This window comes from Agromyces capsici (assembly GCF_058349965.1).
This window is the reverse complement of the sequence record NZ_JBYRET010000001.1, coordinates 623,085-643,834: the sequence shown is the minus strand read 5'-3', so window position 1 is coordinate 643,834 and position 20,750 is coordinate 623,085. Positions and strand designations below refer to the sequence as shown.

The following is a 20,750-nucleotide window of genomic DNA, read 5'->3' as shown; positions in this document are numbered from 1 at the left end:
TACTGGTTGATAGAAAGCAGTTGAGCGGATGCCGGTATCGCCACCGTGCCGAACGTGTTTCGGTCGCGTAACAGAAACTCCGGGCGCACGCCGCGGTGGCCGGCGGATGGTGCCTGCTAGCGTTGGCGACCATGGCGCGTCCCACCGGTCGACCCCGCGCATCGGGGGAGTCGCCGACCGGACTCGGCACGCGGAGCGACATCCTCGCGGCGGGCGCGCGGCTGTTCTGCGCCGAGGGGTACGGCAGCACCTCGACGCACGCGCTCGCGAAGGCCGCCGGCATCCGCCAGGCCAGCGTGTACCACTACTTCTCGGGCAAGCACGAGGTGCTGCTCGAGCTCCTGCTCGGCACCGTGCAACCCTCGCTCGATGCGGCCGCCCGCTTGCTCGCGCTGCCCGACCCGCCCGAGCAGCGGCTCTGGGCGCTCTGCGCCGCCGACGTGCGCGTGCTCGCCGGGGGTGAGGACAACGTCGGCTCGCTGTACCTGCTGCCCGAGCTCGGCGACGAGCGGTTCGCCGCGTTCCACGAGCGCAGGTCGGAGCTCGAGACGGCGTACCGCACGCTCGTCTCCGCCTGCGGGGCGCCGGATGCGGCGCGCTCGACCGCGCTCGTGCTCGGGCTGGTCGAGAGCGTGATCCTGCAGCGGCGCCGCGCGCCGGGGTCGATCGACGACGAGACCGCCTTCGGGATCGCCGACGCCGCGCTGCGCGTCCTCGAGGTCGACGCCGCGGCCGTCCGGCGGGCGCGCAAGGCCGGCGCCGCGCTGCTCGACGAGGTCTCGTCGACCGCGGCACGCTGACCGCGTCATCCCGACTCGCGCGATTTAACACGATCGTTTCATGCCCGAAAGACGGGTGGCACGTCGGGCGACCAAGTTTACCTGTCAACCGATAGAAACCTGTCGGCGCCATCCCTCACCCCCATCGGGAGCACGCCATGATCATCCTCGGAGTCGGACTCACCGTCCTGGTGGTCCTCATCGTCGGCATCGCCGTCGCCCGCAAGATCGACGGCGACAGTGCCAACTACCTCGTCGCCGGGCGGCGGCTCGGAGTACCGCTCGTCGCCGTCTCGCTGACCGCCGCCGCCGTCGACGCGAACGCGACGGTCGGCAACACCGACCTCACCTCGCAGTTCGGCTTCTGGGCGGGCGCATCCCTCGCCATCGGGCTCGCGATCTGCCTGCTGCTCACCGGCCTGTTCCTCGCCAAGCCCATGAATCGCATGAAGCTGTTCACGCTCGGCGACTACTTCCGCATCCGCTACGGACGCACGACCGAGGTGCTCGCGTCGGCGATCATGCTGCTCTCGTTCACGACCCTGCTGGCGGGCAACCTCGTCGCCTGCGGGTACCTCCTCGAACGGTTCGCGAACGTGCCGTACGAGTGGGGCGTAGTCGTCTCGGTCTCCCTCGTGCTCGCCTACACGATCGCCGGGGGACTCTTCTCCGACGCGTACACGGCCGTGATCCAGACGGCCATCACGGTCGTCGCGGCCATCGCGCTGTTCGCCTGGGTCGCCGTCTCGTTCGGCATCGTCATCCCGCCCGGCATGGGTCCGCTCGACCTCGGCCAGCTCACCGATCCCGCCCAGGGTGCGCCGATCAACTGGGCCACGCTCATCGCGCTCGGCATCGGCGACATCGTCGCGATCGACTTCATGCAGCGCATCTTCGGCGCGAAGTCGCCCGAGACCGCGCGGCGCGCGTGCTTCATCGGCGCCGCGGGCACGGCCGTGATCGGCACGCTCTTCGCCCTCGTCGCCCTCAGCGCGAGCGCGGTGCTCGGCATCACCGTCGAGGACGGCCCGATCCTGTTCACGCTCCTCGACGAGTACGCCCCGCCGCTGCTCGCGGTCCTCGTGCTCTCGGGCATCGTCGCCGCGTCGTTCTCGACGGCCTCGGGCGCGATCCTCGCCACGTCGGCGATCGCCGTGCGCAACATCTTCAACGTGCGACGCGTCGTGTCGGGCGCGGCCGACCCGCTGCTGCGCTGGACGCGACTCGCGATGCTCCCCATCGTCGCGGTCGGCGTCGTCCTCGCAATCCGGGTCAGCCAGACCGGCATCCTGCTCACGCTGGCGTTCGACCTGATGCTCGCGTGCCTGGCGGCGCCGTTCATCCTCGGCATCTTCTGGAAGCGTCCGGGCGTGGTCGCCGCGCTCGCCGCGGTGATCGTCGGATTCGTCGTCCGGATGGTGCTGCTCGCCCTGACGCCGACCCTGTACGGCGTGCCGAACGACCTGCTGTACATCGAGAACGACCTCGTCGGACCCGAGTTCGACGGCTGGGCCACCCTGGTCGCCGCGTCGGTCGGCTTCGGCACGTACGCGCTCGTCGGACTCCTGCGTCGCCGGTCGCCCTCGGAGGAGCTCGGCGAGCTCGCCGAACTCGAGGCGCTCGAGCAGGAGCGGTCGCAGCGCGAGGAGCGCGAGGACCTCGAGCCCGTCGCCGTCTGACCCGATCCCCGTGTGAGGGTTGTGGAGCGACGGCAGGCCGCGTCTCGAAACCCGGTGCCGTCGTGGGTCGGGTTTCGAGACGGGCGCTGCGCGCCCTCCTCAACCCTCACAGGGTGCGGGCGCTGGGGCGCCCTCCTCAACCCTCTCAGGGGGCTGCGGCGTCGCGGCGCACGGCTACGTCGCCGCGGCTCCCTCGCCGACCCAAGCGACCGCGTCATCGAGCCGGGCGAGCGGGAACACGCGGAACTCGCCGGGCACGAGGCCGCCGAAGGCGACGGCGATCCCGGTGAGCACGTCGCGATCGGTGACGAACGCGGCACGGTCCCAGCTCGACAGCGGTCGCCCGAGGAGCTTGGCGTCTTCGACCATGGCGCCGAGCGAGTAGTGGTCGAAGTCGTCGTCGATCACGATGACGAAGTCGAGCCTGCCGCGCTCGGCGACGGCCGCGTCGATCGCCGGATCGAGCACCTCCCGGTAGTCGGCGGCGGTGACGGTGCCGACGGCGCGGAAGCCGATGGTGCCGGGCGGAAGGTCGTCGAGCAGTTCGATCATCGTGGTCCCCCTCGAGGACATCTTGCCCGTGCTCAGCCGCGCAGCGCGAGCACGAACGGGAGCACCTCGGCACTGCCCGCCAGTCGGAGCGTGCGGGCCGCGACGGTGAGGGTCCAGCGGCTGTCGGCGAGGTCGTCGACGAGCAGCACCGCGCCCGGCGGCACGTCGAGCCCGGCGGCGGTGAAGCGGTCCCACACGCCCGCGAGGCGGAACGCGCTGTTCCCCCCGGGTGCGCCGCTCGGGCCGCCGTCGACCGGAGTGAGTGCGCCGAGGTAGGGGAGTCGCCCGACCTCGGCGAGGCCGCGCGCGAGCGAGTCGACGAGTTGCGGGCGGGAGCGCGAGGGCACCGAGACGACCGCGACCGGCCGTTCGGCCCACGCCCAGTCGGCGAGCACGCGTACGCACGCCGCGAGCACCTGCGGCGGAACCGGCCCGTCGGGCGCGCCCGCGGCGAACAGCCCGCGCAGGGTGCCGCCCCACCCGAGGTCGGTGAGTCGCGCGAGTGCGCGCCCCTCGCCGGCCTGCTCACTCGGCGCGATGCGTCCCTTCACGGGCGCGCCGAGCCGATCGGCGCCCGTCGGCCAGGCCCGACGCGGCTCGATCGGCACGCCCACTCGGTCGAGCGCACCCGCCGCCGCATCGGCGGATCCGGCGGCCAGGCCCGTCGGGTACCACGCGCCGGCGCAGTTGTCGCACCGCCCGCACGGCGCCGCCGTCTCGTCGTCGAGCGAACGCTGGAGGAACTCCATGCGGCAGCCGTCGGTCGTCTCGTACTCGACCATGTGCTCCTGCTCGGCCTCTCGCTCGGCCGCGATGCGCCCGTACCGGTCGGCGTCGTACGCCCACGACTCGCCCGTGGCGATCCAGCCGCCTTGGACGCGGCGCACGGCGCCGTCGACGTCGAGCACCTTGAGCAGCAGCTCGAGCGGCGTGCGGCGGAGGTCGACCCGGGCCTCGAGCGCGGGCGTCGAGAGCGGGACGTCGGAGAGCTCGTCGATGACGCGCCGGGCCCGCTCCTCGTCGGGCATCGACGCGGTCGCGAAGTAGTGCCAGATCGCGCGGTCCTCCGGTCCGGGGAGCAGGAGGACGTCGGCGCTCTCGCTCGCGCGGCCCGCGCGACCGACCTGCTGGTAGTACGCGACCGGCGACGACGGCGCCCCGAGATGCACGACGAACCCGAGGTCGGGCTTGTCGAAGCCCATGCCGAGCGCGCTCGTGGCGACGAGCGCTTTCACCCCATTGCGCTTGAGGAGCGCCTCGGACTCCTCGCGCTCGTCGGGGTCGGTCTGGCCGGTGTAGGCGCGCACGTCGTGCCCACGTTCGCGCAGCAGCCGCGCGGTGTCGTTCGCGGCCGACACGGTGAGCGTGTAGATGATGCCCGAGCCCGGGAGGTCGTCGAGGTGGCTGAGCAGCCACGCGAGCCGGGTCGGCGCATCGGGCAGCCGCAGGACCCCGAGGCGCAGCGATCCACGCGCGAGCGGACCGCGGATCGTCAGGACCTCCGCTCCGTGCCCGAGCTGCTCCGCGACGTCGGCCACGACCCGGCTGTTCGCCGTCGCGGTCGTCGCGAGCACGGGCACGTCGGCGGGGATCTCGGCGATGAGGTCGCGCAGACGCCGGTAGTCGGGCCGGAAGTCGTGCCCCCAGTCGCTGATGCAGTGCGCCTCGTCGACCACGAGCAGGCCGATGCGGCGAACCAGCGAGGGCAGCTGCTGCTCGCGGAACGACGGGTTGTTCAGTCGCTCGGGCGAGACGAGCAGCACGTCGACCGCGTCGTCGGCGAGTCGCCGCTGCACCTCGGCCCACTCGTGCGGGTTCGTGGAGTTGATGGCCACGGCGCGCACGCCGGCGCGCTCGGCGGCGGCGATCTGGTCGCGCATGAGCGCCAGCAGCGGGGAGACGAGCACGGTCGGTCCGCCGCCCCGGCGGCGCAGCAGCAGGGTCGCGACGAAGTACACGGCCGATTTGCCCCACCCGGTGCGCTGCACGACGAGGGCACGACGCCGGCCTTCGACGAGCGCCTCGATCGCCTGGTACTGGCCGTCGTGGAAGTCGGCGTCGGCGCGCCCCACGAGGTCGCGCAGTGCGGCGAGCGCCTCGGCGCGCGTGTCGGCGGGGGCGGCGGTCGAGCTCATGGGTCCACTCTGGTCGATCCCGCCGACACCGCCTCATGTCGCCCGCTTCGGGGAATAGGGCATCTGCCCGATGTCCGGGTGCCACCTCAGGGAGGAGCGTGTGCGTACGACAGCAAGGAGACGGACATCATGCAGATCTCGGAGTTCAGCTTCCCGCACCTGCACGCGGCGCACGACGAGCGACTGTCGGTCGAGCTCGAACGTCAGCGCGTCGCGGCCGAGCGCCGTGCGGAGTCGACCACGCAGGATGCGATCACCCGGGACGCGACCGTGCGGGCCGGCGGCCGCGGCATCCGCTCGTGGTGGGCCGGACGTTCGCCCGCCGCGCAACTCGTCGCGCGCGGCCCGGCGAACGAGCCGTGCGCGACCTGCCCGTGACGCTCACGACGTGGCCGTTGCGAGCCAGAATGTGAGTCGCTAACATTATCGCGTGACCACCGTCGCACCCGACTCGAAGCGCGCGCGCACGCGGCAGCGGCTGATCGGCCACGGCCTCGAGCTGATCGAGCGCCAGGGGTACGACGCGACCTCCGTCGCGCAGATCGCCGCGGCGGCCGGCGTCACGCAGATGACCTTCTTCCGGTACTTCGCGACGAAGGAGCAGCTGGTCCTCGAGGATCCGTACGACCCGCTGCTCGCCGACGGCATCGGCGACCAGCCGCTCGACCTGACGCCGCTGCAGCGTGCGGCACGCGGCATCCGCTCGGCCTGGCGGGCGCTGCCCGAGCCCGAGCAGCCCGAGATCCGGCGGCGAGTGCGGATCGCCGCGCAGACGCCGTCGCTGCGCGGCGCCATGTGGCGCAGCACCGGCAACACCGAGGCGGCGATCACCGCGCGGCTGGCCGCCGACGGCACCCCGCCGCTCGAGGCGCGTGCCGCGGCATCCGCCGTGCTCGCCGCGCTCGTGACCGGGCTGTACGCCTGGGCCGACGGCGAGGTCGAGACGCTCGGCGCCGCGATCGAGCGGGCGCTCGACGTGGCGGAGGGCGTGAGATGAGCGCCGGCGTCGAGCGCGAGCCGCGCCTCGAGGCGAGCGGGCTGGTCCGCCGGTTCCGCGACGGCGCGGGCATCCACGGCATCGACCTCGACGTCGCCGCGGGCGAGATCCACGCGCTCGTCGGGCTGAACGGCGCCGGAAAGACGACGCTGCTGCGGTGCCTGCTCGGCATGCTGCGCCCCGACGCCGGCCGCGTGCGGCTGCTCGGTCACGACCTCGCCGCGGCGCCGCCCGAGGCGTGGTCGGCGGTGGGCCAGCTCGTCGAGCAGCCGTTCGCCTACCGCGAGCTCGATGTCGTGACGAGCCTCTCCGCGGCGGCCCGCCTGCGCGGGGTGCCCCGCGGCGAGGTCGGCGGGGTCGTCGCTCATGGCGTCGCCGCGTTCGGGCTCGGTGGCCTCGAGCGTCGCCGAGTGCGCGAGCTCTCGCTCGGCAACCGGCAGCGGCTGGGCCTCGCCGCCGCCCTCCAGCACCGGCCGCGACTCGTGGTGCTCGACGAGCCGTCGAACGCGCTCGATCCCGCGGGCGTGCTGCTGCTGCGCGCCGAGCTCCTCGCCCGTGCGGCCCACGGCGCGGGCGTGCTGGTCTCGAGCCACCACCTCGACGAGGTGGCCCGGGTCGCCGATCGCATCACAGTCGTCAACGCGGGCCGGGTCGTCGGCACGCTCGACCCCGGCGGCCCCGACCTCGAGCGCGCGTTCTTCACCCGCGTGCACGCCGACGACCTCGAGCGGAGCGGCGCATGACCGGCGCGCGGCACACGACCGTGGCGCGCCCCCTGCACGGGCTCGGCACGGCGATCGCCGTCGAGGCCCGCACGGCCGTCGCCTCGCGCGTGCTCCTCTGGACGACGGTGTTCCTCGTCGTCGGCATCGTCGTGCTCGCGGTCGGCGCGGCCGCCGGCGCCGCGTCGGGCGACGAGCGGCTCGTCGCGAAGCTCGGCCCGCTGGCCGGCGAGGGCGGCTGGACGGGCCTCGTCGGCGTCGTCGCACAGGTCGAGTCGGCGGCGGCGCTGCTCGGGTTCGGCATCGCACTCAGCTGGCTGTTCGGCCGCGAGTTCGCCGACGGCACGGTCGCGGGACTGTTCGCCCTGCCGATCCGCCGTTCGACCATCGCGGTGGCGAAGCTCGCGGTGTTCGGCGGCTGGGCCGCGATCGTCGCGGTGCTGCTGACCGCATCGGTCGGGGCCGCCGGCCTCGTCATGGGCTTCGGGGCGACGGATGCCGCGGGGTCGGCCGAACTCGTCCGGATCCCGGTCCTCGCGGTCCTGACCGCGCTGATCGCGACCCCGGCCGCGTGGGCCGCTTCGGTCGGACGCGGACTCCTCCCGGGCATCGCCGCGACCGTGGCGCTCATCGCGACCGCGCAGGTGCTCGCGGTCGTCGGCGTCGGCGGGTGGATCCCGTTCGTCGCGCCCGCACTCTGGGCGATCGAGGCGGCCTCGGCGCCGACGGTCGGGCTCGCGCTCGTGCCGGCGGTGCCGCTCGCGTTCGGCGCGCTGTGCGCGTGGACGTGGGCCCGGCTCCAGCTCGATCGTTGAGTGCGGGGCCGCGCGACGCACGTGGGTCGCGAGATCCCGGTCGGCGGATCGCGCTCCTCGATCACCGTTCGCCGACGGGAGCCGGCATGCGGAGCCCGTCGAGTGCGACCGCGACGACGTCGTCGGCGAGCCGCGCGGCATCCTCGCGCCCGCCGGGCCGGTACCACTCGACGATCGAGTTGATCATGCCGAACAGCAGTCGCTCGACGACGCGCACGTCGATGTCGCTGCGCAGCGACCCCTCGGCCTGCGCGGCCGAGACGAGCTCGGTCACGCGCTTGTCGAATGCGCGCCGGCGCGCGAGCGCCGCCCGTTCGACCTCGGTGTTGCCGCGCACGCGCAGCAGCAGCGTCACGTACGGCAGCTCGGCGACCAGTACGTGCACCGCCCCGCGCAGGACGTGGTCGAGCCGGTCGGCGGCCGATCCGGCCGACGCGCCGGCCTCGTCGAGCACGCCCTCGAGCGAGCTCAGCGCGAGGTCGAGGGCGCGCTCGAGGATCTCGTCCTTCGAGGCGAAGTGGTGGTAGATCGCCGACTTCGACAGGCCGAGCCGGTCGGCGAGCACGCCCATCGAGGTCGCGTCGTAGCCGTACTCGATGAACGCGGCCACGGCGACCTCGAGGATCCCGCGCTGGTCGTACCCCGGACGCCCGCGGCGCTGCGTCCCGTTCCCGTTCCCCGACATCCGTCTCAGTCTCGCATCACCGCGGCCCGCGGGCTCAGCGCGGCTCGCGCAGGTCGTACACGCGCTTGTACTTGCCCTCGCTGCGCGGCAGCGCGCCCGGCTCCTCGAGCTGGACCCGCACCGACGACCCGATGAACTCCTTGATCTTCCCGGCGAGCACCACGGTGGCGGCCTGGCAGGCATCGACCGGCAGGTCGGGGTGGCGCTCGATGCGCACGGTCATGTCGTCCATGTGCCCGGTGCGGGTGAGCTCGAGGATGAAGTGCGGCGTCAGGTGCTCGATCTCGAGCACGAGCTCCTCGATCTGCGTCGGGAAGACGTTGACCCCGCGCAGGATGATCATGTCGTCGTTGCGCCCGGTGATCTTCTCCATGCGGCGCATGCCGGGGCGGGCGGTGCCGGGCAGCAGGCGCGTCAGGTCGCGCGTGCGGTAGCGGATGACCGGGAACGCCTCCTTGGTGAGCGACGTGAAGACGAGCTCGCCCATCTCGCCGTCGGGCAGCTGCGCGCCGGTCTCGCCGTCGATGACCTCGGGCAGGAAGTGGTCCTCCCAGAGGTGCGGGCCGTCCTTCGTCTCGACGCACTCGTTGCCGACGCCGGGGCCCATGACCTCGGAGAGGCCGTAGATGTCGACGGCGTCGATGCCGAGCTTCTGCTCGATGCGGCGGCGCATCTCGTTCGTCCACGGTTCGGCGCCGAGGATCGCGACCTTGAGCGAGGTCGAGCGCGGGTCGATGCCCGCCTCCTCCATGGCGTCGGCGATGGTGAGCAGGTAGCTCGGCGTGCACATGATCGCGTCGGGCTCGAAGTCGCGGATGAGCTGCACCTGGCGAGCCGTCTGGCCACCCGACATCGGGATGACGGTCGCGCCCAGCTTCTCGATGCCGGCGTGCGCGCCGAGGCCGCCCGTGAACAGGCCGTAGCCGTAGGCGTTGTGCACCTTCATGCCGGGGCGCACGCCGCTCGCGCGCAGCGATCGGGCGATGAGCGAGGCCCACCGATCGAGGTCGTCGTGCGTGTAGCCGACGACGGTCGGGCGCCCGGTCGTGCCCGACGAGGCGTGGATGCGCGCGACCCGCTCCATCGGCACGGCGAACATGCCGAAGGGGTAGGTCTCGCGGAGGTCGGCCTTGGTCGTGAACGGCAGCTTCGCGACATCCGCCAGGGTCTGGATGTCGTCGGGGTGCACGCCGTGCTCGTCGAACTTGCGCGTGTAGAGCGGCACGTTCTCGTAGGCGTGGCGCACGGTCCACTGCAGGCGTTCGAGCTGGAGCGCCTCGATCTCGGCGCGCGACATGCGCTCCTCGGGGTCGAGCTCGTCGGGCGTGGCGGGCGCGACGCCCGAGACGGTCGCGGTGCTGGTAATGGTCGTCGTCGACACGGTGGACTCCAAGCGGGGTTGGTCAGAACGTGCGGTTGGTGGAGATCGAGCGGCCGCGGAACTCGGCGACGGCGTCGCCGTGCTCGTCGACGACCGTCACGTCGTAGAGGCCCGTGCGGCCGCTGCGGGCGCGGCGCACGGCGGTCGCAGTGAGCGTCTGCCCGGCGACCGTGGACTTCAGGAAGGTGATGTCGGCGCCCGCGGCGACGGTGACCCGGTGGTCCTCGTTGCAGGCGATCGCGAAGGCCGTGTCGGCCAGGGTGAAGACGAGCCCGCCGTGGGTGATGGCGAAGCCGTTGGTCATGTCCTCGCGCACGCGCATCGAGACGACGGCGTGACCGGGGTCGTCGCGTTCGACGACCATGCCGAGCGACTGGGCGGCGAGGTCGCGCTGCATCATGTCGCGGTTGAGGCGGGATGCCGCGGCATCCGTCGTCTCGCCGGCCGGCTGGGCCGCGTCGTGGCGTTCGGTCGCGACATCCGTCATGCGCTGCTCCTCGTCGAGTGCGTGGGGGTCGCCGCGAGCCGTGTTGCCGCGACGCTTGACAGAAGCCTATACTAACTGAACGATCGGTTGGTAATGTCGGATGCCACGGCGTCCCGCCGCCCGCCGGTCCCGAGAGCATTGGAGTCGACGATGACCGCACCCGCTGAGCTCAGCGTCGTGGAGGACGAGGCCGCCCAGGCCCGCTTCGACGACCTCATCGCCCAGGACTCGCGCATCGAGCCGCGCGACTGGATGCCCGACGCGTACCGCAAGACGCTGATCCGCCAGATCAGCCAGCACGCGCACTCCGAGATCATCGGCATGCAGCCCGAGTCGAACTGGATCTCGCGGGCGCCGAGCCTCAAGCGCAAGGCCATCCTCATGGCGAAGGTGCAGGACGAGGCGGGCCACGGCCTCTACCTCTACTCGGCCGCGCAGACGCTCGGCATCGGCCGCGAGGAGATGACGCAGCAGCTCATCGAGGGCAAGGCCAAGTACTCCTCGATCTTCAACTACACGACCCCGACGTGGGCCGACATGGGCGCGATCGGATGGCTCGTCGACGGCGCCGCGATCTGCAACCAGGTGCCGCTGTGCCGTGCCTCATACGGCCCGTACGGGCGCGCGATGGTGCGCATCTGCAAGGAGGAGTCGTTCCACCAGCGCCAGGGCTTCGAGATCCTGCTCGAACTCATGCAGGGCACCGAGGCGCAGCGGCGGATGGCGCAGGAGTCGGTGGACCGCTGGTACTGGCCCGCGCTCATGATGTTCGGCCCGCCCGACGACCAGTCGCCGAACTCGGCGCAGTCGATGGCGTGGAACATCAAGCGCTTCTCCAACGACGAGCTGCGCCAGCGCTTCGTCGGCATGCTCGTGCCGCAGGCCGCGGTGATGGGCGTCACGCTGCCCGACCCGAACCTGAAGTGGAACGAGGCCGAGCAGCGGTACGACATGAGCGAGATCGACTGGACCGAGTTCCACGAGGTGCTCGCCGGGCGCGGTCCCGCCAACGCGGAGCGCCTGCGCCGCCGGCGCGAGGCCCACGAGGACGGCGCCTGGGTGCGCGAGGCGGCCGCAGAGTACGCCCGCAAGCAGGCACTGAAGCAGCAGACCGCCGCATGACGCGCAACCGAGGGTTGAGGAGCGAGCGCAGCGAGCGTCTCGAAACCCGGACCGAGAAGGAGAACCACTGATGTCGACTCCCGGTGAAGTCGGAACCGAGGCTTGGCCCCTCTGGGAGGTCTTCGTGCGGGCCAACCGCGGCCTGAGCCACGTGCACGTCGGCTCACTGCACGCGCCCGACGCCGACATGGCCGTGCGCAACGCGCGCGACCTCTATACGCGCCGCAACGAGGGCGTCTCGATCTGGGTCGTGCCCGCCGACGCGGTCACCACGAGCGACCCCGACGCGAAGGGCGCGTTCTTCGAGAGCCCAGCGGGCAAGAACTACCGGCACGCCGTGTACTACACGAAGTCCGAAGGGGTGAAGCACCTGTGAGTGCCGAGGACCTGCACGGCGACGTCACCGTCGACCGCGTCGCGCTCGCCGAGGAGCTCGCCGGCTCAGAGGCAACGGCCGGCCATGCGGCATCCGACGACGTCGCGGAGTACGCCCTGCGGCTCGGCGACGACGCGCTCGTGCTCAGCCAGCGCCTCGGCGACTGGATCAGCCGCGCGCCCGAGCTCGAGGAGGACGTCGCGCTCGCGAACATCGCCCTCGACCTGCTCGGCCACGCCCGGTCGCTGCTGCACTACGCCGGCACGCGCGACGGCCGGTCCGAGGACGACCTCGCCTACTTCCGCGACGAGCCCGACTTCCGAAACGCGTGGATCTTCGAGCAGCCCAACGGCGACTTCGCGCACACGATCGCACGGCAGCTGTTCGTCGCGACCTACCTGCTCGAGCTCTACCGTGCGCTCGAGGGCTCGACGGATGCCACGATCGCGGCGATCGCGGCCAAGGCGTCGAAGGAGGTCGACTACCACCGCGACCACGCCATCCAGTGGACGCTTCGCCTCGCCGGCGGCACCGACGAGTCGCGTCGCCGCATGATCCGCGCGGTCGAGCAGACCTGGCCGTACGTCGACGAGCTGTTCCGCGACGACGCGCTCGCGTCGCGGCTCGCGGACCAGGGCGTGGCGCCGCTGCCGTCGTCGCTGCGGCCGGCGTTCGATGCCGTGATCGACGAGGTGTTCGCCGAGGCCGACCTCGCCCGGCCCGAGGGCCGGCTCGCGTTCGTGGTCGGCGGCCGCGGCCGGGAGGGCGAGCACACCGAGCACCTCGGCCCGATGCTCGCCGAGATGCAGGTGCTCGCCCGCGCGCACCCTGGAGCGTCGTGGTGACCGCCGACCGTGTGAGGGTTGAGGAGGCGCGCAGCGCCGTCTCGAAACCCGGTGACCTGCCCGGTGTGAGGGTTGAGGAGGCGCGCCGCGCCGTCTCGAAACCCGCCGAGGAGCTCGCGCGCCCCGTGCCCAGCGACCCGGTCGCCCGCGCCGCCTGGGACGTCGCGGCGACCGTGACCGACCCCGAGGTGCCGGTGCTCACCATCGAGGACCTGGGCGTGCTGCGCTCGGTCGCCGTCGACGCCGACGGCGCCGTGCACGTCGAGCTCACCCCGACCTACAGCGGCTGCCCCGCGATGGACGCGATGCGCGACGACGTCGTGCTCGCGCTCACGCACGCCGGGTACGACCACGTCGACGTGCGGATGGTGCTCTCGCCGGCGTGGACCACCGACTGGATGAGCGAGTCCGGCAAGGACAAGCTCCGCACCTACGGCATCCAGGCGCCCTCGGGCCATGCGCCCGTGCGCGACGGCGGGCCGATCCGCCTGAAGATGGCGGTCAAGTGCCCGCGCTGCGACTCCCTGAACACCCGCGAACTCGCCCGCTTCGGCTCGACGTCGTGCAAGGCGCTCTACGAGTGCCTCGACTGCCTCGAGCCCTTCGACTACTTCAAGGTGCTCTGATGGCCGCGATCAACATCGGTTCCATGGGTTTCGAGACGCGCCCGGCGACGCCGGGCGCTCCTCAACCCGCACAGGCGATCGCCGACGCGTTCCTGCAGAGCGCGGTCGGCGGCGACACCGCGCCGGCGCGCCGCCGCGCCCGGTTCCACCGGCTCGAGGTCGCCGAGGTGCGTCCTCTGACGGATGACTCGGTCGAGGTCACCTTCGCCGTGCCCGACGAGCTCGCCGACGACTACACGTACCTGCCCGGGCAGTACGTCGCCCTCCGCCGCGAGTTCGACGGGCACGAGCTGCGTCGCTCGTACTCGATCTGCCGGCCGCCCGTGCGCGGCAGCGTGTCGGTCGCCATCAAGCGCGACCTCGGCGGGCAGTTCTCGACGTGGGCGAACGCCGAGCTCGCCGCGGGCGACGAGATCGACGTGATGAGCCCGCAGGGCACGTTCACGTCGGGACTCGCGTCGCTCGACGGCAAGCACGTGGTCGGGATCGCCGCGGGCTCGGGCATCACGCCGCTCATGGCGCTCGCGCACACGGTGCTCGCGCGCTCCGACGACGCCCGCTTCACGCTGGTGTACACGAACCGGTCGACGCGCGACGTGATGTTCCTCGAGGAGCTCGCCGAGCTGAAGGACCGCTACCCGGCCCGGCTCGCGCTGCACCACGTGCTCTCGCGCGAGCAGCGCACCGCGCCGCTCCTCTCGGGCCGCATCGACGCGGAGAAGCTCGAGCGCATGCTCGACGCGCTGATCCCGCCGGCCACGGTCGACGAGTGGTTCCTGTGCGGGCCGTTCGAGCTCGTGCAGCTCGCGCGCGACACCCTCGAGGCGCGCGGCGTGCCATCCGGCCGGGTTCGATACGAGCTGTTCACGACCGACGCCGACCGCGCGACCGAACCCCGTCACGGGCGCCCGGTGGTCGTCGAGCGCGGCGAGAAGACGGTCGAGATCGAGTTCACGCTCGACGGCCTGTCGTCGACGGTGGAGAGCCCGGTGAGCGCGAACGAGTCGATCCTCAACGCGGCGCTGCGCGTGCGCGGCGACGTGCCGTTCGCGTGCGCGGGCGGCGTGTGCGGCACCTGCCGGGCGCGCGTCGTCGACGGCAGCGTGAACATGACCGAGAACTACGCGCTGGAGCCCGACGAGCTCGAGCGCGGCTACGTGCTCACCTGCCAGTCGCACGCGACATCCGACCGCGTCGTGGTGGACTACGACGTGTAGCCGCCCGCGGGCATGCGGCCGCGCCAGCGCTCGCACCCGCGGCCGCACCCCGCGCCGAATGTTTCCGCTCCCGGCGACGGTTACCGCTGCAACGGCCACACTGGACGCGAACGGCATCACTCGATGAGGAGAGGACTGCGATGATCGAGCTCGAGATCCACGACGGCGTGGCCGAGGTGGTGCTGAACGCACCCGAGAAGCTCAACGCGCTGGGCGAGGCGGCGATCGCCGAGCTCGGCGCGGCGTACGAGCATGCCGAGTATGCGGGCGTCCGCGCGCTCGTGCTGCGCGGCGAGGGGCGCGCGTTCTGCGCGGGCCGCGACATCGCCGGCGTCGACCCGCGCGACGACGACGTGCAGGGCTACCTCGGCGGGCTGGTCGAGCCGCTGCTGAAGCGGATGGCGCGGTTCCCCGCGCCCACGTTCGCGGTCGCGCACGGCGCCTGCCTCGGCGTCGGCCTCGGCCTGCTCATCGCGTCCGACATCGTCTACGTCGCCGACTCCGCCAAGATCGGCTCGCCGTTCAAGAACCTCGGCGCGACCCTCGACTCGGGCGGGCACGCGCTGTTCTACGAGCGGCTCGGCGCGCACCGCGCGATGGACCTCATCGTCACCGGACGGCTCATGTCGGGCGCCGAGGCGGTGGCCGCGGGCCTGTTCTCGCAGGTGTTCCCGGCCGACGAGGTGACGGATGCCGCCCGCGACGCGGCCCGCACCGCGGCATCCGGCCCCACCCAGGCCTTCGTCGCCTCGAAGCGGCTCATCGCCGACCTGCGCGACCACCGCCTCGGGCTGTGGGGATCGATGTCCGACGAGAACCGTGCGCAGGCGGCGCTCTGCGACACCGACGACTACCGCGAGGGGTTCGCCGCGTTCCAGGAGAAGCGCACGCCGCAGTTCACAGGCCGCGCGTGAGGTCCGGCCGGCCGGGGCCTTCCGGCACCCGGTGCGCGGGCGGCTCCGTGTCGGGGAGCACCGCGGCGATGCCGGCCTCGCGTGCCTCGTCGAGCAGCACCCGCCTCGCGCCCTCGTAGAGCTCCATCGCGCGCTCGGGCGTGTCGCCGACGGCCGTCATGCCGACGCGTCCGTGCTCGGTGATCGAGCTGATCATGTGGAACACGATGCCCTCGCGCCGCGAGTGGTCGTAGTGCAGGCCGTGCGCGGCGACCGCGTCGAACAGGTCGCCGATCGAGAGCGCCCGCAGCTCGGGCGACTCGAGGTGGTCGGTGGCGACGAGGTGCTTCTCGGCGCCGCTCGGCGTGAGGAACCGTCCGGTCGCCGCGTCGTACCTGCCGTCGGTCAGGAACTGCAGGGTCAGGAACGGATGCGTCGTGCCGCCCTTGCGCAGGTTCAGCTCGATCGCGTGCGCGGTCCATCCGCCCGCGGCATCCCGCACCACCACGAAGTCCACCGCGAACCTGCCGAGCACGCCCTCGGCGGCGAGCCGCTCGCCGATCGCCATGGCCGGCTCGCTGATGAGCCGCGAATAGTCCGGGTCGGCCGGGAACACGCAGCCCAGGTAGGTCTGCCCGCTCGCGCCGCCGAGGAGCTGGTCGTGCGTGGAGAGCAGCTCGACCCTGCCGCTCGGGAGCACCCGCAGCTGCACGCTCGGACTGAGGAGCTCCTCGCCGACGATCCGCTCCTCGACGATGCCGCCGTCGCGCTCGAGCCGTGCCGCGTACGCCTCGAAGGTCGCCTCGGCGTCCTCCAACCGCATGCTGCGGACGGCCTCGTCGATCGCCGCGCGTCGCTCGGCCGCGGGCCGCGCCGCGACGCCCGACAGGTCGACGAGCGCGTTGCCCGACCCGGAGACGCCCTCGTTGAGCTTCACGATGACCTCTCGGATGGCGGGTCGCTGCTCGAGCAGCTCCTCGATCGCGTCGACGACGTCGTCGATGCCGTGCAGGTCCTCGGCCCCGAGCGGGTACGCGACGCCGACCTCGCCGAAGAGGCGGCGGCAGCCGGTCTTGCTCCCGAGCCGGGCGAGCCGGGGATCGGAGCCGTACATCGGGATGCCGAACGTCAGCGCGAGGTCTCGTTCCAGCCGGGTGGTGCTGTACGGGATCAGATGGCTGTGGGCGCGGTTCGGGATGAGCGCCGAGATCTCGGCGAGCAGCCGCGGCCGCGCGAGGAGCTTCTCACTGAGCGGCTTCGCCGACGCGTCGCCGACCGCGATGAGGAACAGGCGGCGCCGCGCGTGGCTCGGGATCACGCCGGGCAGCAGCGCCAGGTAGTACTCGACGATCCTCGGGTCGATGGGCGACGAGGTGACGTAGATCATGCGGAGGCGCGGTTGCCGCAGCAGCAGGAGGAGGAACAGGAAGCGCTCCTCGTACGCCTGCGACAGGCTGCCGCTGCCGGGGACGGTGCGCGTGGCCGCGACCGAGGGCACCACCACGACCGACTCGTCCTCGAGGTCGTGTCCCATGGCCTCCCAGACCGGTGCCATGCGCTCCTGCAACGCGGCGAACCGTCGGGTGCGGGCCTCGTCGTCGAGGTCGGACAGCAACTGCGGCTCGGTCATGTGCCCACCACCCGGTTCTCCACGCTCGGCTCCGCGAGGCCCGTGACGGCGAACGTCCGGACCGGGCGGCTGAACCCCTTCAGCTCGAGCCCGCCCACCGACTCGCCGGACGCGAGCCCCTCGGTCGCCGTGAACACGCGTTGCGCGACGAGGATCTGGCCCGCGGCGGCCTCCGCGCAGAGGCGCGCCGCCAGGTTCGTCACGCTGCCGATCGCGGCGTAGTCGGATCGCCCCTCGAAGCCGATCCGGCCGAGCGTCGCGTAGCCCTGGGCGATGCCGATCCCGAAGCCGAGGTCGTTGCCGCGGCGGCGCCAGCCATCGGCCAGTTCGGCGACCCGGTCGCGCATCGAGACCGCCATCGTCACGGCGCGACCGGCCGGGTCGTCGCACGGCAGCGGGTCGTTGAAGAACACCATCAGCCCGTCGCCCGTGAAGCGCTCGAGGGTGCCCTCGAACCGGTCGATCAGCTCGCCCAGCACCGCGTGGTACTCGGCCAGCACGCCCATGACCTCCTCGGGCTCGCTCGCCTCGGCGAAGGCGGTGAACCCGCGGAGGTCGCAGAAGACGACCACGATCTCGCGGCGGTGGCTGCCGAGGAACTGCTCGTCGCCCGAGTCGATCACGAGGTCCACCACCTGCGGGGGCAGGAAGCGGCGCAGGCGGTTGACCCGCTGCAGCTCGTCGACCTGCGCGCTGACGCGTGCCTCGAGCCGGGAGTTCCACTCCGCGAGCTCGGCCGCCTGGCGTTCCACGGTGTCCTGGTAGCGCTTGATCCGGGCGAGGTTGGCGACGCGCGCGAGCAGCTCGCCCTGGTCGAACGGCTTGTTGACGAAGTCGTCGGCCCCGGCCTCGATCGCGCGGAGCTTCTCCTGGTCGCCGCTCGCGGTGATCATCACCACCGGCAGGAACTCCAGCCCCGGGGTCCGTCGGATGCGGCGGCACACCTCGTAGCCGTCGATCCCCGGCATCACGATGTCGAGGAGCACGAGGTCGGCCCCCGAGCCGGGCAGCATCGCGAGGGCCTCTTCACCGGATGTCGCGGTCAGCACCCGGTAGCCGCGCGGGCTGAGCACCGCGTCGAGCAGGCGCAGGTTCTGCGGCAGGTCGTCCACCGCGAGGATCGTGACGGGCTCATCGGGCATCGCGGTGTCCGTCGCTGAGGAAGTCGTCGACCTGCGTCGGCAGCTCGCGGACGCTGATCGGCTTGCTGAGGTAGCCGTCGAAGCCCGCGTCCGCGGTGCGTTCGCGGTCCTCCCGCATGGCGAACGCCGTGAGGGCCACGACGGGCACCTCGCCGATGCGCGGGTCCTGCCGGATGCGCCGCAGCGCCTCGTACCCGTCGATGCCGGGAAGCTGCAGGTCCATGAGCACCAGGTCGGGCGAGCAGGTGGCCGCGAGGCTGACGCCGTCCTCGCCGGTCTGCGCCTCGACGACCTCGTACCCGTACGCCGTGAGCACGTCGCGGACGAGCTTGAGGTTCAGCGGGTTGTCCTCGACGACGAGGATGCGGTGCCCCGACATCAGCTCGCCCCTCGCGACGGGACGGGCGGCGGGCCCTCGCCCGCGGGCGTCGCCGTGGACGGCGCGACGCCGACGCGGCGCAGCGCCCCGACCAGTTCCTCGCGGCCGACGGGCTTGATGAGGTAGTCGGCCGCGCCGAGCGCGAGGCCCCGCGACCGCTCGTCGAGGATGGAGACGACGATCACGGGGATCGCCCGGGTCGAGGCGTCCTCGCGCAGCCGGCCGAGCACCTCCCAGCCGTCCAGGCCCGGGAGCCGGATGTCGAGGATGACGGCCGCCGGGCCGAGGGCGCCGATCAGCTCGAGCCCCTCGCGCCCGTCCCGCGCGAGCACCACGCGCACGCCCAGGCCGTCGAGGTAGGCCGCCATCAGGTCGAGCGACGCGCGATCGTCGTCGACGACCAGCACGATCGGCAGGTGCCCCTCGTCGCCGGTCGCCTCGGGCCGCTCCTCGGCGGGGCGGCTGACCGGCACCGTGAAGCCGAACGTGCTCCCGGCGCCGAGCTCCGACTCGAGCCACATCCGGCCGCCGAGGAGCGACACGATCCGGCGGCACAGGGTCAGACCGAGTCCGGTGCCCTCCTCGTGCTGCGCGCCGCGTCGCCCCTGCTGGAACGACTCGAAGATGCGCTCGCGGTCCTCCGGCGGGATCCCGTTGCCGTCGTCGGTCACGGTGACCTCGACGTCGTCGCCCACGCGCCGGGCGGCGACGGAGACGTGCCCGCCGTCGGGCGTGAACTTCACCGCGTTGCTCAGCAGGTTCACGAGGACCTGCTTGACCCGCAGCTCGTCGGAGTCGATGCCGTCGACGGCCGGATCGACGTCGAGCGTGAGCGCGATGCCGTGGAGCCCGGCGCGCTCGCGCACCATCGAGATCCCGTACTCCATGACCGAGCGCATCGAGAACTTGGACGTGGTCAGCTCCATCCGCCCCGCTTCGACCTTCGAGAGATCGAGGATGTCGTTGAGCAGCTGCAGCAGGTGCCGGCCCGAGCTCAGGATGTCGCGGAGGTACTCGTCCTGGCGGTCGTTGAGCTCGCCGAACATGCGCTCGAGCAGGACCTCCGAGAAGCCGATGACCGCGTTCAGCGGGGTGCGGAGCTCGTGCGACATGCTCGCCAGGAACTCGGACTTGTGCTGGCTGACGACCTGCAGCTCGGCGGTCTTCGTCTCGAGCTCGCGGAACAGCTGCGCGTTCCAGACCGCGAGCGCCGACTGGCTCGCGAAGGTCTCGAGGAACTCGACCGTCTCGTCCGAGAACGTCCCGGGCCGCTTGCGTCGCACGACCAGCGCACCGATGATCCGCTCGCCGCGCAGCACGGGAACGGCGAGCACGGAGCGCCATCCGTCGTCGTGCAGGAGCTTCAGGTGCGGATCGAGCTCGACGGTGTCGAGGTCGGCGACGGCGATCGGATGCCCCTCGCGCGCGGCCCGCCCGACGAGCGTGGTCTCGAGCTCGACCCGGATCCTGCGGAGCTTGCGGAGCAGCTCGGCGCTGCTGGCGTAGGCGCTGCGGACGGAGAAGCACCGCTCGTCCTCGACGTACTCCATGATCGAGCCGCCGTCGCATCCGGAGAACCGGACGGCGTTCATGATGATGTTCTGCAGCACCTCGTCGAGCACGAGGCTGGAACTCACCACGCCGCCGACCTCGCTCAGCGCCTCGAGCTGCTCGACCCGCCTCGCGAGCTCGACGCCGCGTTCCTCGAGCTCGCGCACGAGGTGGACGTTGCGCACGACGATGGCCGCCTGCGCGGCGAACGCCTCGAGCAGCGCGATCGCGCGCTCGTCGAACGGGTCGACCTCGGTGCGCCACAGCGAGAGCGCCCCGACCACGTCGTCGTCGAGCAGCATCGGCGCGGACACGAGCGTGCGGTACTGCGCGATCTCCTGGACGTCCTGCCGTCCGTACTCCGGATCGCTGAGGACGTCGCCGATCTGCTGGACCTTCCGATCGAGCGTGACCCGTCCGATGAGGGTCCGGCGATCGCGCTGGAACGGGTGCTCGTCGACGTATCGCACGAACTCCTCGGACAGGCCGACGGACGAGGACAGCACGAACTGGTCGCCGTCGATGAGGTACACCTGGGCGGCCTCGCAGCGGCACAGGCGCCGCGCGCTCTCCACGACGGTGTCGAGCACCGCGTCGGGATCGGACGCCGACCGGCCGAGGGCGGTCAGCACCTCGCTCATCGCCGCGAACTGCTCGGTGGCGTCGGTGTAGTCACGCTGGAGGCGTCGGAACTCCTCCTCGTCGACCAGATGACCTCGCTCGCCGGCCATGCTCCC

21 protein-coding genes are annotated in these 20,750 nt (G+C 72.2%); 12 read left to right on the top strand and 9 right to left on the bottom strand.

The genetic code is table 11. The features are described 5' to 3' along the window. Positions 1-131: 131 nt before the first annotated feature. Complete coding sequence (locus AC3RKB_RS03175; protein ID WP_491434528.1) at positions 132-800, top strand: TetR/AcrR family transcriptional regulator; 669 nt, start codon at positions 132-134, stop codon at positions 798-800. A 137-nt stretch (positions 801-937) separates the two neighbouring features. After that, positions 938-2,458 carry a high affinity choline transporter 1 gene (locus tag AC3RKB_RS03170; RefSeq protein WP_491434527.1) on the top strand — a complete coding sequence of 507 codons (1,521 nt, stop codon included), beginning with the start codon at positions 938-940 and terminating at the stop codon, positions 2,456-2,458. A gap of 174 nt (positions 2,459-2,632) precedes the next feature. On the opposite strand, the gene AC3RKB_RS03165 is transcribed toward AC3RKB_RS03170, so the two are convergent. Together AC3RKB_RS03165 and AC3RKB_RS03160 are read right to left on the bottom strand one after the other, a co-directional pair. After that, the gene (locus AC3RKB_RS03165; protein WP_491434526.1) at positions 2,633-3,010 is read right to left on the bottom strand and encodes a SpoIIAA family protein; all 378 of its coding nucleotides are present in this window, start codon (positions 3,008-3,010) and stop codon (positions 2,633-2,635) included. Positions 3,011-3,042: 32 nt separating this feature from the next. Then, positions 3,043-5,145: a RecQ family ATP-dependent DNA helicase gene (locus AC3RKB_RS03160; RefSeq protein ID WP_491434525.1), complete on the bottom strand. Its 2,103-nt coding sequence runs from the start codon at positions 5,143-5,145 to the stop codon at positions 3,043-3,045. Between the two features lie 129 nt (positions 5,146-5,274). Between AC3RKB_RS03160 and AC3RKB_RS03155 the strand changes: the two genes are divergently transcribed. The 4 genes from AC3RKB_RS03155 to AC3RKB_RS03140 are packed head-to-tail and all read left to right on the top strand — an operon-like array spanning position 5,275 to position 7,679. Beyond that, positions 5,275-5,523, top strand: a complete 249-nt coding sequence (locus AC3RKB_RS03155; protein ID WP_491434524.1) for a hypothetical protein — start codon at positions 5,275-5,277, stop codon at positions 5,521-5,523. 52 nt (positions 5,524-5,575) lie between these two features. Continuing rightward, entirely contained in the window at positions 5,576-6,142 is a 567-nt protein-coding gene (locus tag AC3RKB_RS03150; protein ID WP_491434523.1) for a TetR/AcrR family transcriptional regulator, read from the top strand. Beyond that, positions 6,139-6,885, top strand: coding sequence for an ABC transporter ATP-binding protein (locus tag AC3RKB_RS03145; protein ID WP_491434522.1), 747 nt, complete (start codon positions 6,139-6,141; stop codon positions 6,883-6,885). The genes AC3RKB_RS03150 and AC3RKB_RS03145 overlap by 4 nt, the downstream gene beginning before the upstream one ends. Further along, the gene (locus tag AC3RKB_RS03140) at positions 6,882-7,679 is read left to right on the top strand and encodes an ABC transporter permease (protein ID WP_491434521.1); all 798 of its coding nucleotides are present in this window, start codon (positions 6,882-6,884) and stop codon (positions 7,677-7,679) included. The genes AC3RKB_RS03145 and AC3RKB_RS03140 overlap by 4 nt, the downstream gene beginning before the upstream one ends. A gap of 61 nt (positions 7,680-7,740) precedes the next feature. Here AC3RKB_RS03140 and AC3RKB_RS03135 read toward each other — a convergent pair whose 3' ends face one another. The 3 genes from AC3RKB_RS03135 to paaI are packed head-to-tail and all read right to left on the bottom strand — an operon-like array spanning position 7,741 to position 10,232. After that, the gene (locus AC3RKB_RS03135) at positions 7,741-8,364 is read right to left on the bottom strand and encodes a TetR/AcrR family transcriptional regulator (protein ID WP_491434520.1); all 624 of its coding nucleotides are present in this window, start codon (positions 8,362-8,364) and stop codon (positions 7,741-7,743) included. Positions 8,365-8,398: 34 nt separating this feature from the next. Then, the gene (paaK, locus tag AC3RKB_RS03130; protein WP_491434519.1) at positions 8,399-9,745 is read right to left on the bottom strand and encodes a phenylacetate--CoA ligase PaaK; all 1,347 of its coding nucleotides are present in this window, start codon (positions 9,743-9,745) and stop codon (positions 8,399-8,401) included. A gap of 22 nt (positions 9,746-9,767) precedes the next feature. Further along, complete coding sequence (paaI, locus tag AC3RKB_RS03125) at positions 9,768-10,232, bottom strand: hydroxyphenylacetyl-CoA thioesterase PaaI (protein ID WP_491434518.1); 465 nt, start codon at positions 10,230-10,232, stop codon at positions 9,768-9,770. 150 nt (positions 10,233-10,382) lie between these two features. Between paaI and paaA the strand changes: the two genes are divergently transcribed. The 6 genes from paaA (at position 10,383) to AC3RKB_RS03095 (ending at position 15,332) form a co-directional block, all read left to right on the top strand. After that, positions 10,383-11,354 (top strand): 1,2-phenylacetyl-CoA epoxidase subunit PaaA, encoded by a 972-nt coding sequence (gene paaA / locus AC3RKB_RS03120; protein WP_491434517.1) that lies wholly within the window; start codon positions 10,383-10,385, stop codon positions 11,352-11,354. Between the two features lie 70 nt (positions 11,355-11,424). Continuing rightward, on the top strand, positions 11,425-11,730 hold the full coding sequence (gene paaB / locus AC3RKB_RS03115; RefSeq protein ID WP_491434516.1) for a 1,2-phenylacetyl-CoA epoxidase subunit PaaB: 306 nt from the start codon (positions 11,425-11,427) through the stop codon (positions 11,728-11,730). Then, positions 11,727-12,575, top strand: coding sequence for a 1,2-phenylacetyl-CoA epoxidase subunit PaaC (paaC, locus tag AC3RKB_RS03110; RefSeq protein ID WP_491434515.1), 849 nt, complete (start codon positions 11,727-11,729; stop codon positions 12,573-12,575). The genes paaB and paaC overlap by 4 nt, the downstream gene beginning before the upstream one ends. A gap of 125 nt (positions 12,576-12,700) precedes the next feature. Beyond that, complete coding sequence (gene paaD, locus AC3RKB_RS03105) at positions 12,701-13,201, top strand: 1,2-phenylacetyl-CoA epoxidase subunit PaaD (protein WP_491436738.1); 501 nt, start codon at positions 12,701-12,703, stop codon at positions 13,199-13,201. A 23-nt stretch (positions 13,202-13,224) separates the two neighbouring features. Beyond that, a complete protein-coding gene (gene paaE, locus AC3RKB_RS03100) occupies positions 13,225-14,418 on the top strand; it encodes a 1,2-phenylacetyl-CoA epoxidase subunit PaaE (RefSeq protein ID WP_491434514.1) in 1,194 nt (397 codons plus the stop codon). A 140-nt stretch (positions 14,419-14,558) separates the two neighbouring features. After that, entirely contained in the window at positions 14,559-15,332 is a 774-nt protein-coding gene (locus tag AC3RKB_RS03095) for an enoyl-CoA hydratase/isomerase family protein (protein WP_491434513.1), read from the top strand. On the opposite strand, the gene AC3RKB_RS03090 is transcribed toward AC3RKB_RS03095, so the two are convergent. Genes AC3RKB_RS03090 through AC3RKB_RS03075 form a run of 4 tightly spaced genes read right to left on the bottom strand, consistent with a single transcriptional unit; the run spans position 15,316 to position 20,744 of the window. Next, complete coding sequence (locus tag AC3RKB_RS03090) at positions 15,316-16,941, bottom strand: peptide ligase PGM1-related protein (protein ID WP_491434512.1); 1,626 nt, start codon at positions 16,939-16,941, stop codon at positions 15,316-15,318. The genes AC3RKB_RS03095 and AC3RKB_RS03090 overlap by 17 nt on opposite strands. After that, entirely contained in the window at positions 16,938-18,083 is a 1,146-nt protein-coding gene (locus tag AC3RKB_RS03085) for an adenylate/guanylate cyclase domain-containing protein (RefSeq protein WP_491434511.1), read from the bottom strand. Before AC3RKB_RS03085 ends, AC3RKB_RS03090 begins: the two co-directional genes overlap by 4 nt. Beyond that, complete coding sequence (locus AC3RKB_RS03080) at positions 18,073-18,462, bottom strand: response regulator (RefSeq protein ID WP_491434510.1); 390 nt, start codon at positions 18,460-18,462, stop codon at positions 18,073-18,075. The genes AC3RKB_RS03085 and AC3RKB_RS03080 overlap by 11 nt, the downstream gene beginning before the upstream one ends. After that, the gene (locus AC3RKB_RS03075) at positions 18,462-20,744 is read right to left on the bottom strand and encodes a hybrid sensor histidine kinase/response regulator (protein ID WP_491434509.1); all 2,283 of its coding nucleotides are present in this window, start codon (positions 20,742-20,744) and stop codon (positions 18,462-18,464) included. The genes AC3RKB_RS03080 and AC3RKB_RS03075 overlap by 1 nt, the downstream gene beginning before the upstream one ends. Positions 20,745-20,750: the final 6 nt, after the last annotated feature.

Excerpts from the sequence above, each read along its gene's own strand:
- AC3RKB_RS03175 (WP_491434528.1), top strand. The coding sequence starts at position 132 with ATGGCGCGTCCCACCGGTCGACCCCGCGCATCGGGGGAGTCGCCGACC.
- AC3RKB_RS03170 (WP_491434527.1), top strand. The coding sequence starts at position 938 with ATGATCATCCTCGGAGTCGGACTCACCGTCCTGGTGGTCCTCATCGTC.
- AC3RKB_RS03165 (WP_491434526.1), bottom strand. The coding sequence starts at position 3,010 with ATGATCGAACTGCTCGACGACCTTCCGCCCGGCACCATCGGCTTCCGC.
- AC3RKB_RS03160 (WP_491434525.1), bottom strand. The coding sequence starts at position 5,145 with ATGAGCTCGACCGCCGCCCCCGCCGACACGCGCGCCGAGGCGCTCGCC.
- AC3RKB_RS03155 (WP_491434524.1), top strand. The coding sequence starts at position 5,275 with ATGCAGATCTCGGAGTTCAGCTTCCCGCACCTGCACGCGGCGCACGAC.
- AC3RKB_RS03145 (WP_491434522.1), top strand. The coding sequence starts at position 6,139 with ATGAGCGCCGGCGTCGAGCGCGAGCCGCGCCTCGAGGCGAGCGGGCTG.
- AC3RKB_RS03140 (WP_491434521.1), top strand. The coding sequence starts at position 6,882 with ATGACCGGCGCGCGGCACACGACCGTGGCGCGCCCCCTGCACGGGCTC.
- AC3RKB_RS03135 (WP_491434520.1), bottom strand. The coding sequence starts at position 8,364 with ATGTCGGGGAACGGGAACGGGACGCAGCGCCGCGGGCGTCCGGGGTAC.
- paaI (WP_491434518.1), bottom strand. The coding sequence starts at position 10,232 with ATGACGGATGTCGCGACCGAACGCCACGACGCGGCCCAGCCGGCCGGC.
- paaA (WP_491434517.1), top strand. The coding sequence starts at position 10,383 with ATGACCGCACCCGCTGAGCTCAGCGTCGTGGAGGACGAGGCCGCCCAG.
- paaB (WP_491434516.1), top strand. The coding sequence starts at position 11,425 with ATGTCGACTCCCGGTGAAGTCGGAACCGAGGCTTGGCCCCTCTGGGAG.
- paaE (WP_491434514.1), top strand. The coding sequence starts at position 13,225 with ATGGGTTTCGAGACGCGCCCGGCGACGCCGGGCGCTCCTCAACCCGCA.
- AC3RKB_RS03095 (WP_491434513.1), top strand. The coding sequence starts at position 14,559 with ATGATCGAGCTCGAGATCCACGACGGCGTGGCCGAGGTGGTGCTGAAC.
- AC3RKB_RS03090 (WP_491434512.1), bottom strand. The coding sequence starts at position 16,941 with ATGACCGAGCCGCAGTTGCTGTCCGACCTCGACGACGAGGCCCGCACC.
- AC3RKB_RS03085 (WP_491434511.1), bottom strand. The coding sequence starts at position 18,083 with ATGCCCGATGAGCCCGTCACGATCCTCGCGGTGGACGACCTGCCGCAG.
- AC3RKB_RS03080 (WP_491434510.1), bottom strand. The coding sequence starts at position 18,462 with ATGTCGGGGCACCGCATCCTCGTCGTCGAGGACAACCCGCTGAACCTC.
- AC3RKB_RS03075 (WP_491434509.1), bottom strand. The coding sequence starts at position 20,744 with ATGGCCGGCGAGCGAGGTCATCTGGTCGACGAGGAGGAGTTCCGACGC.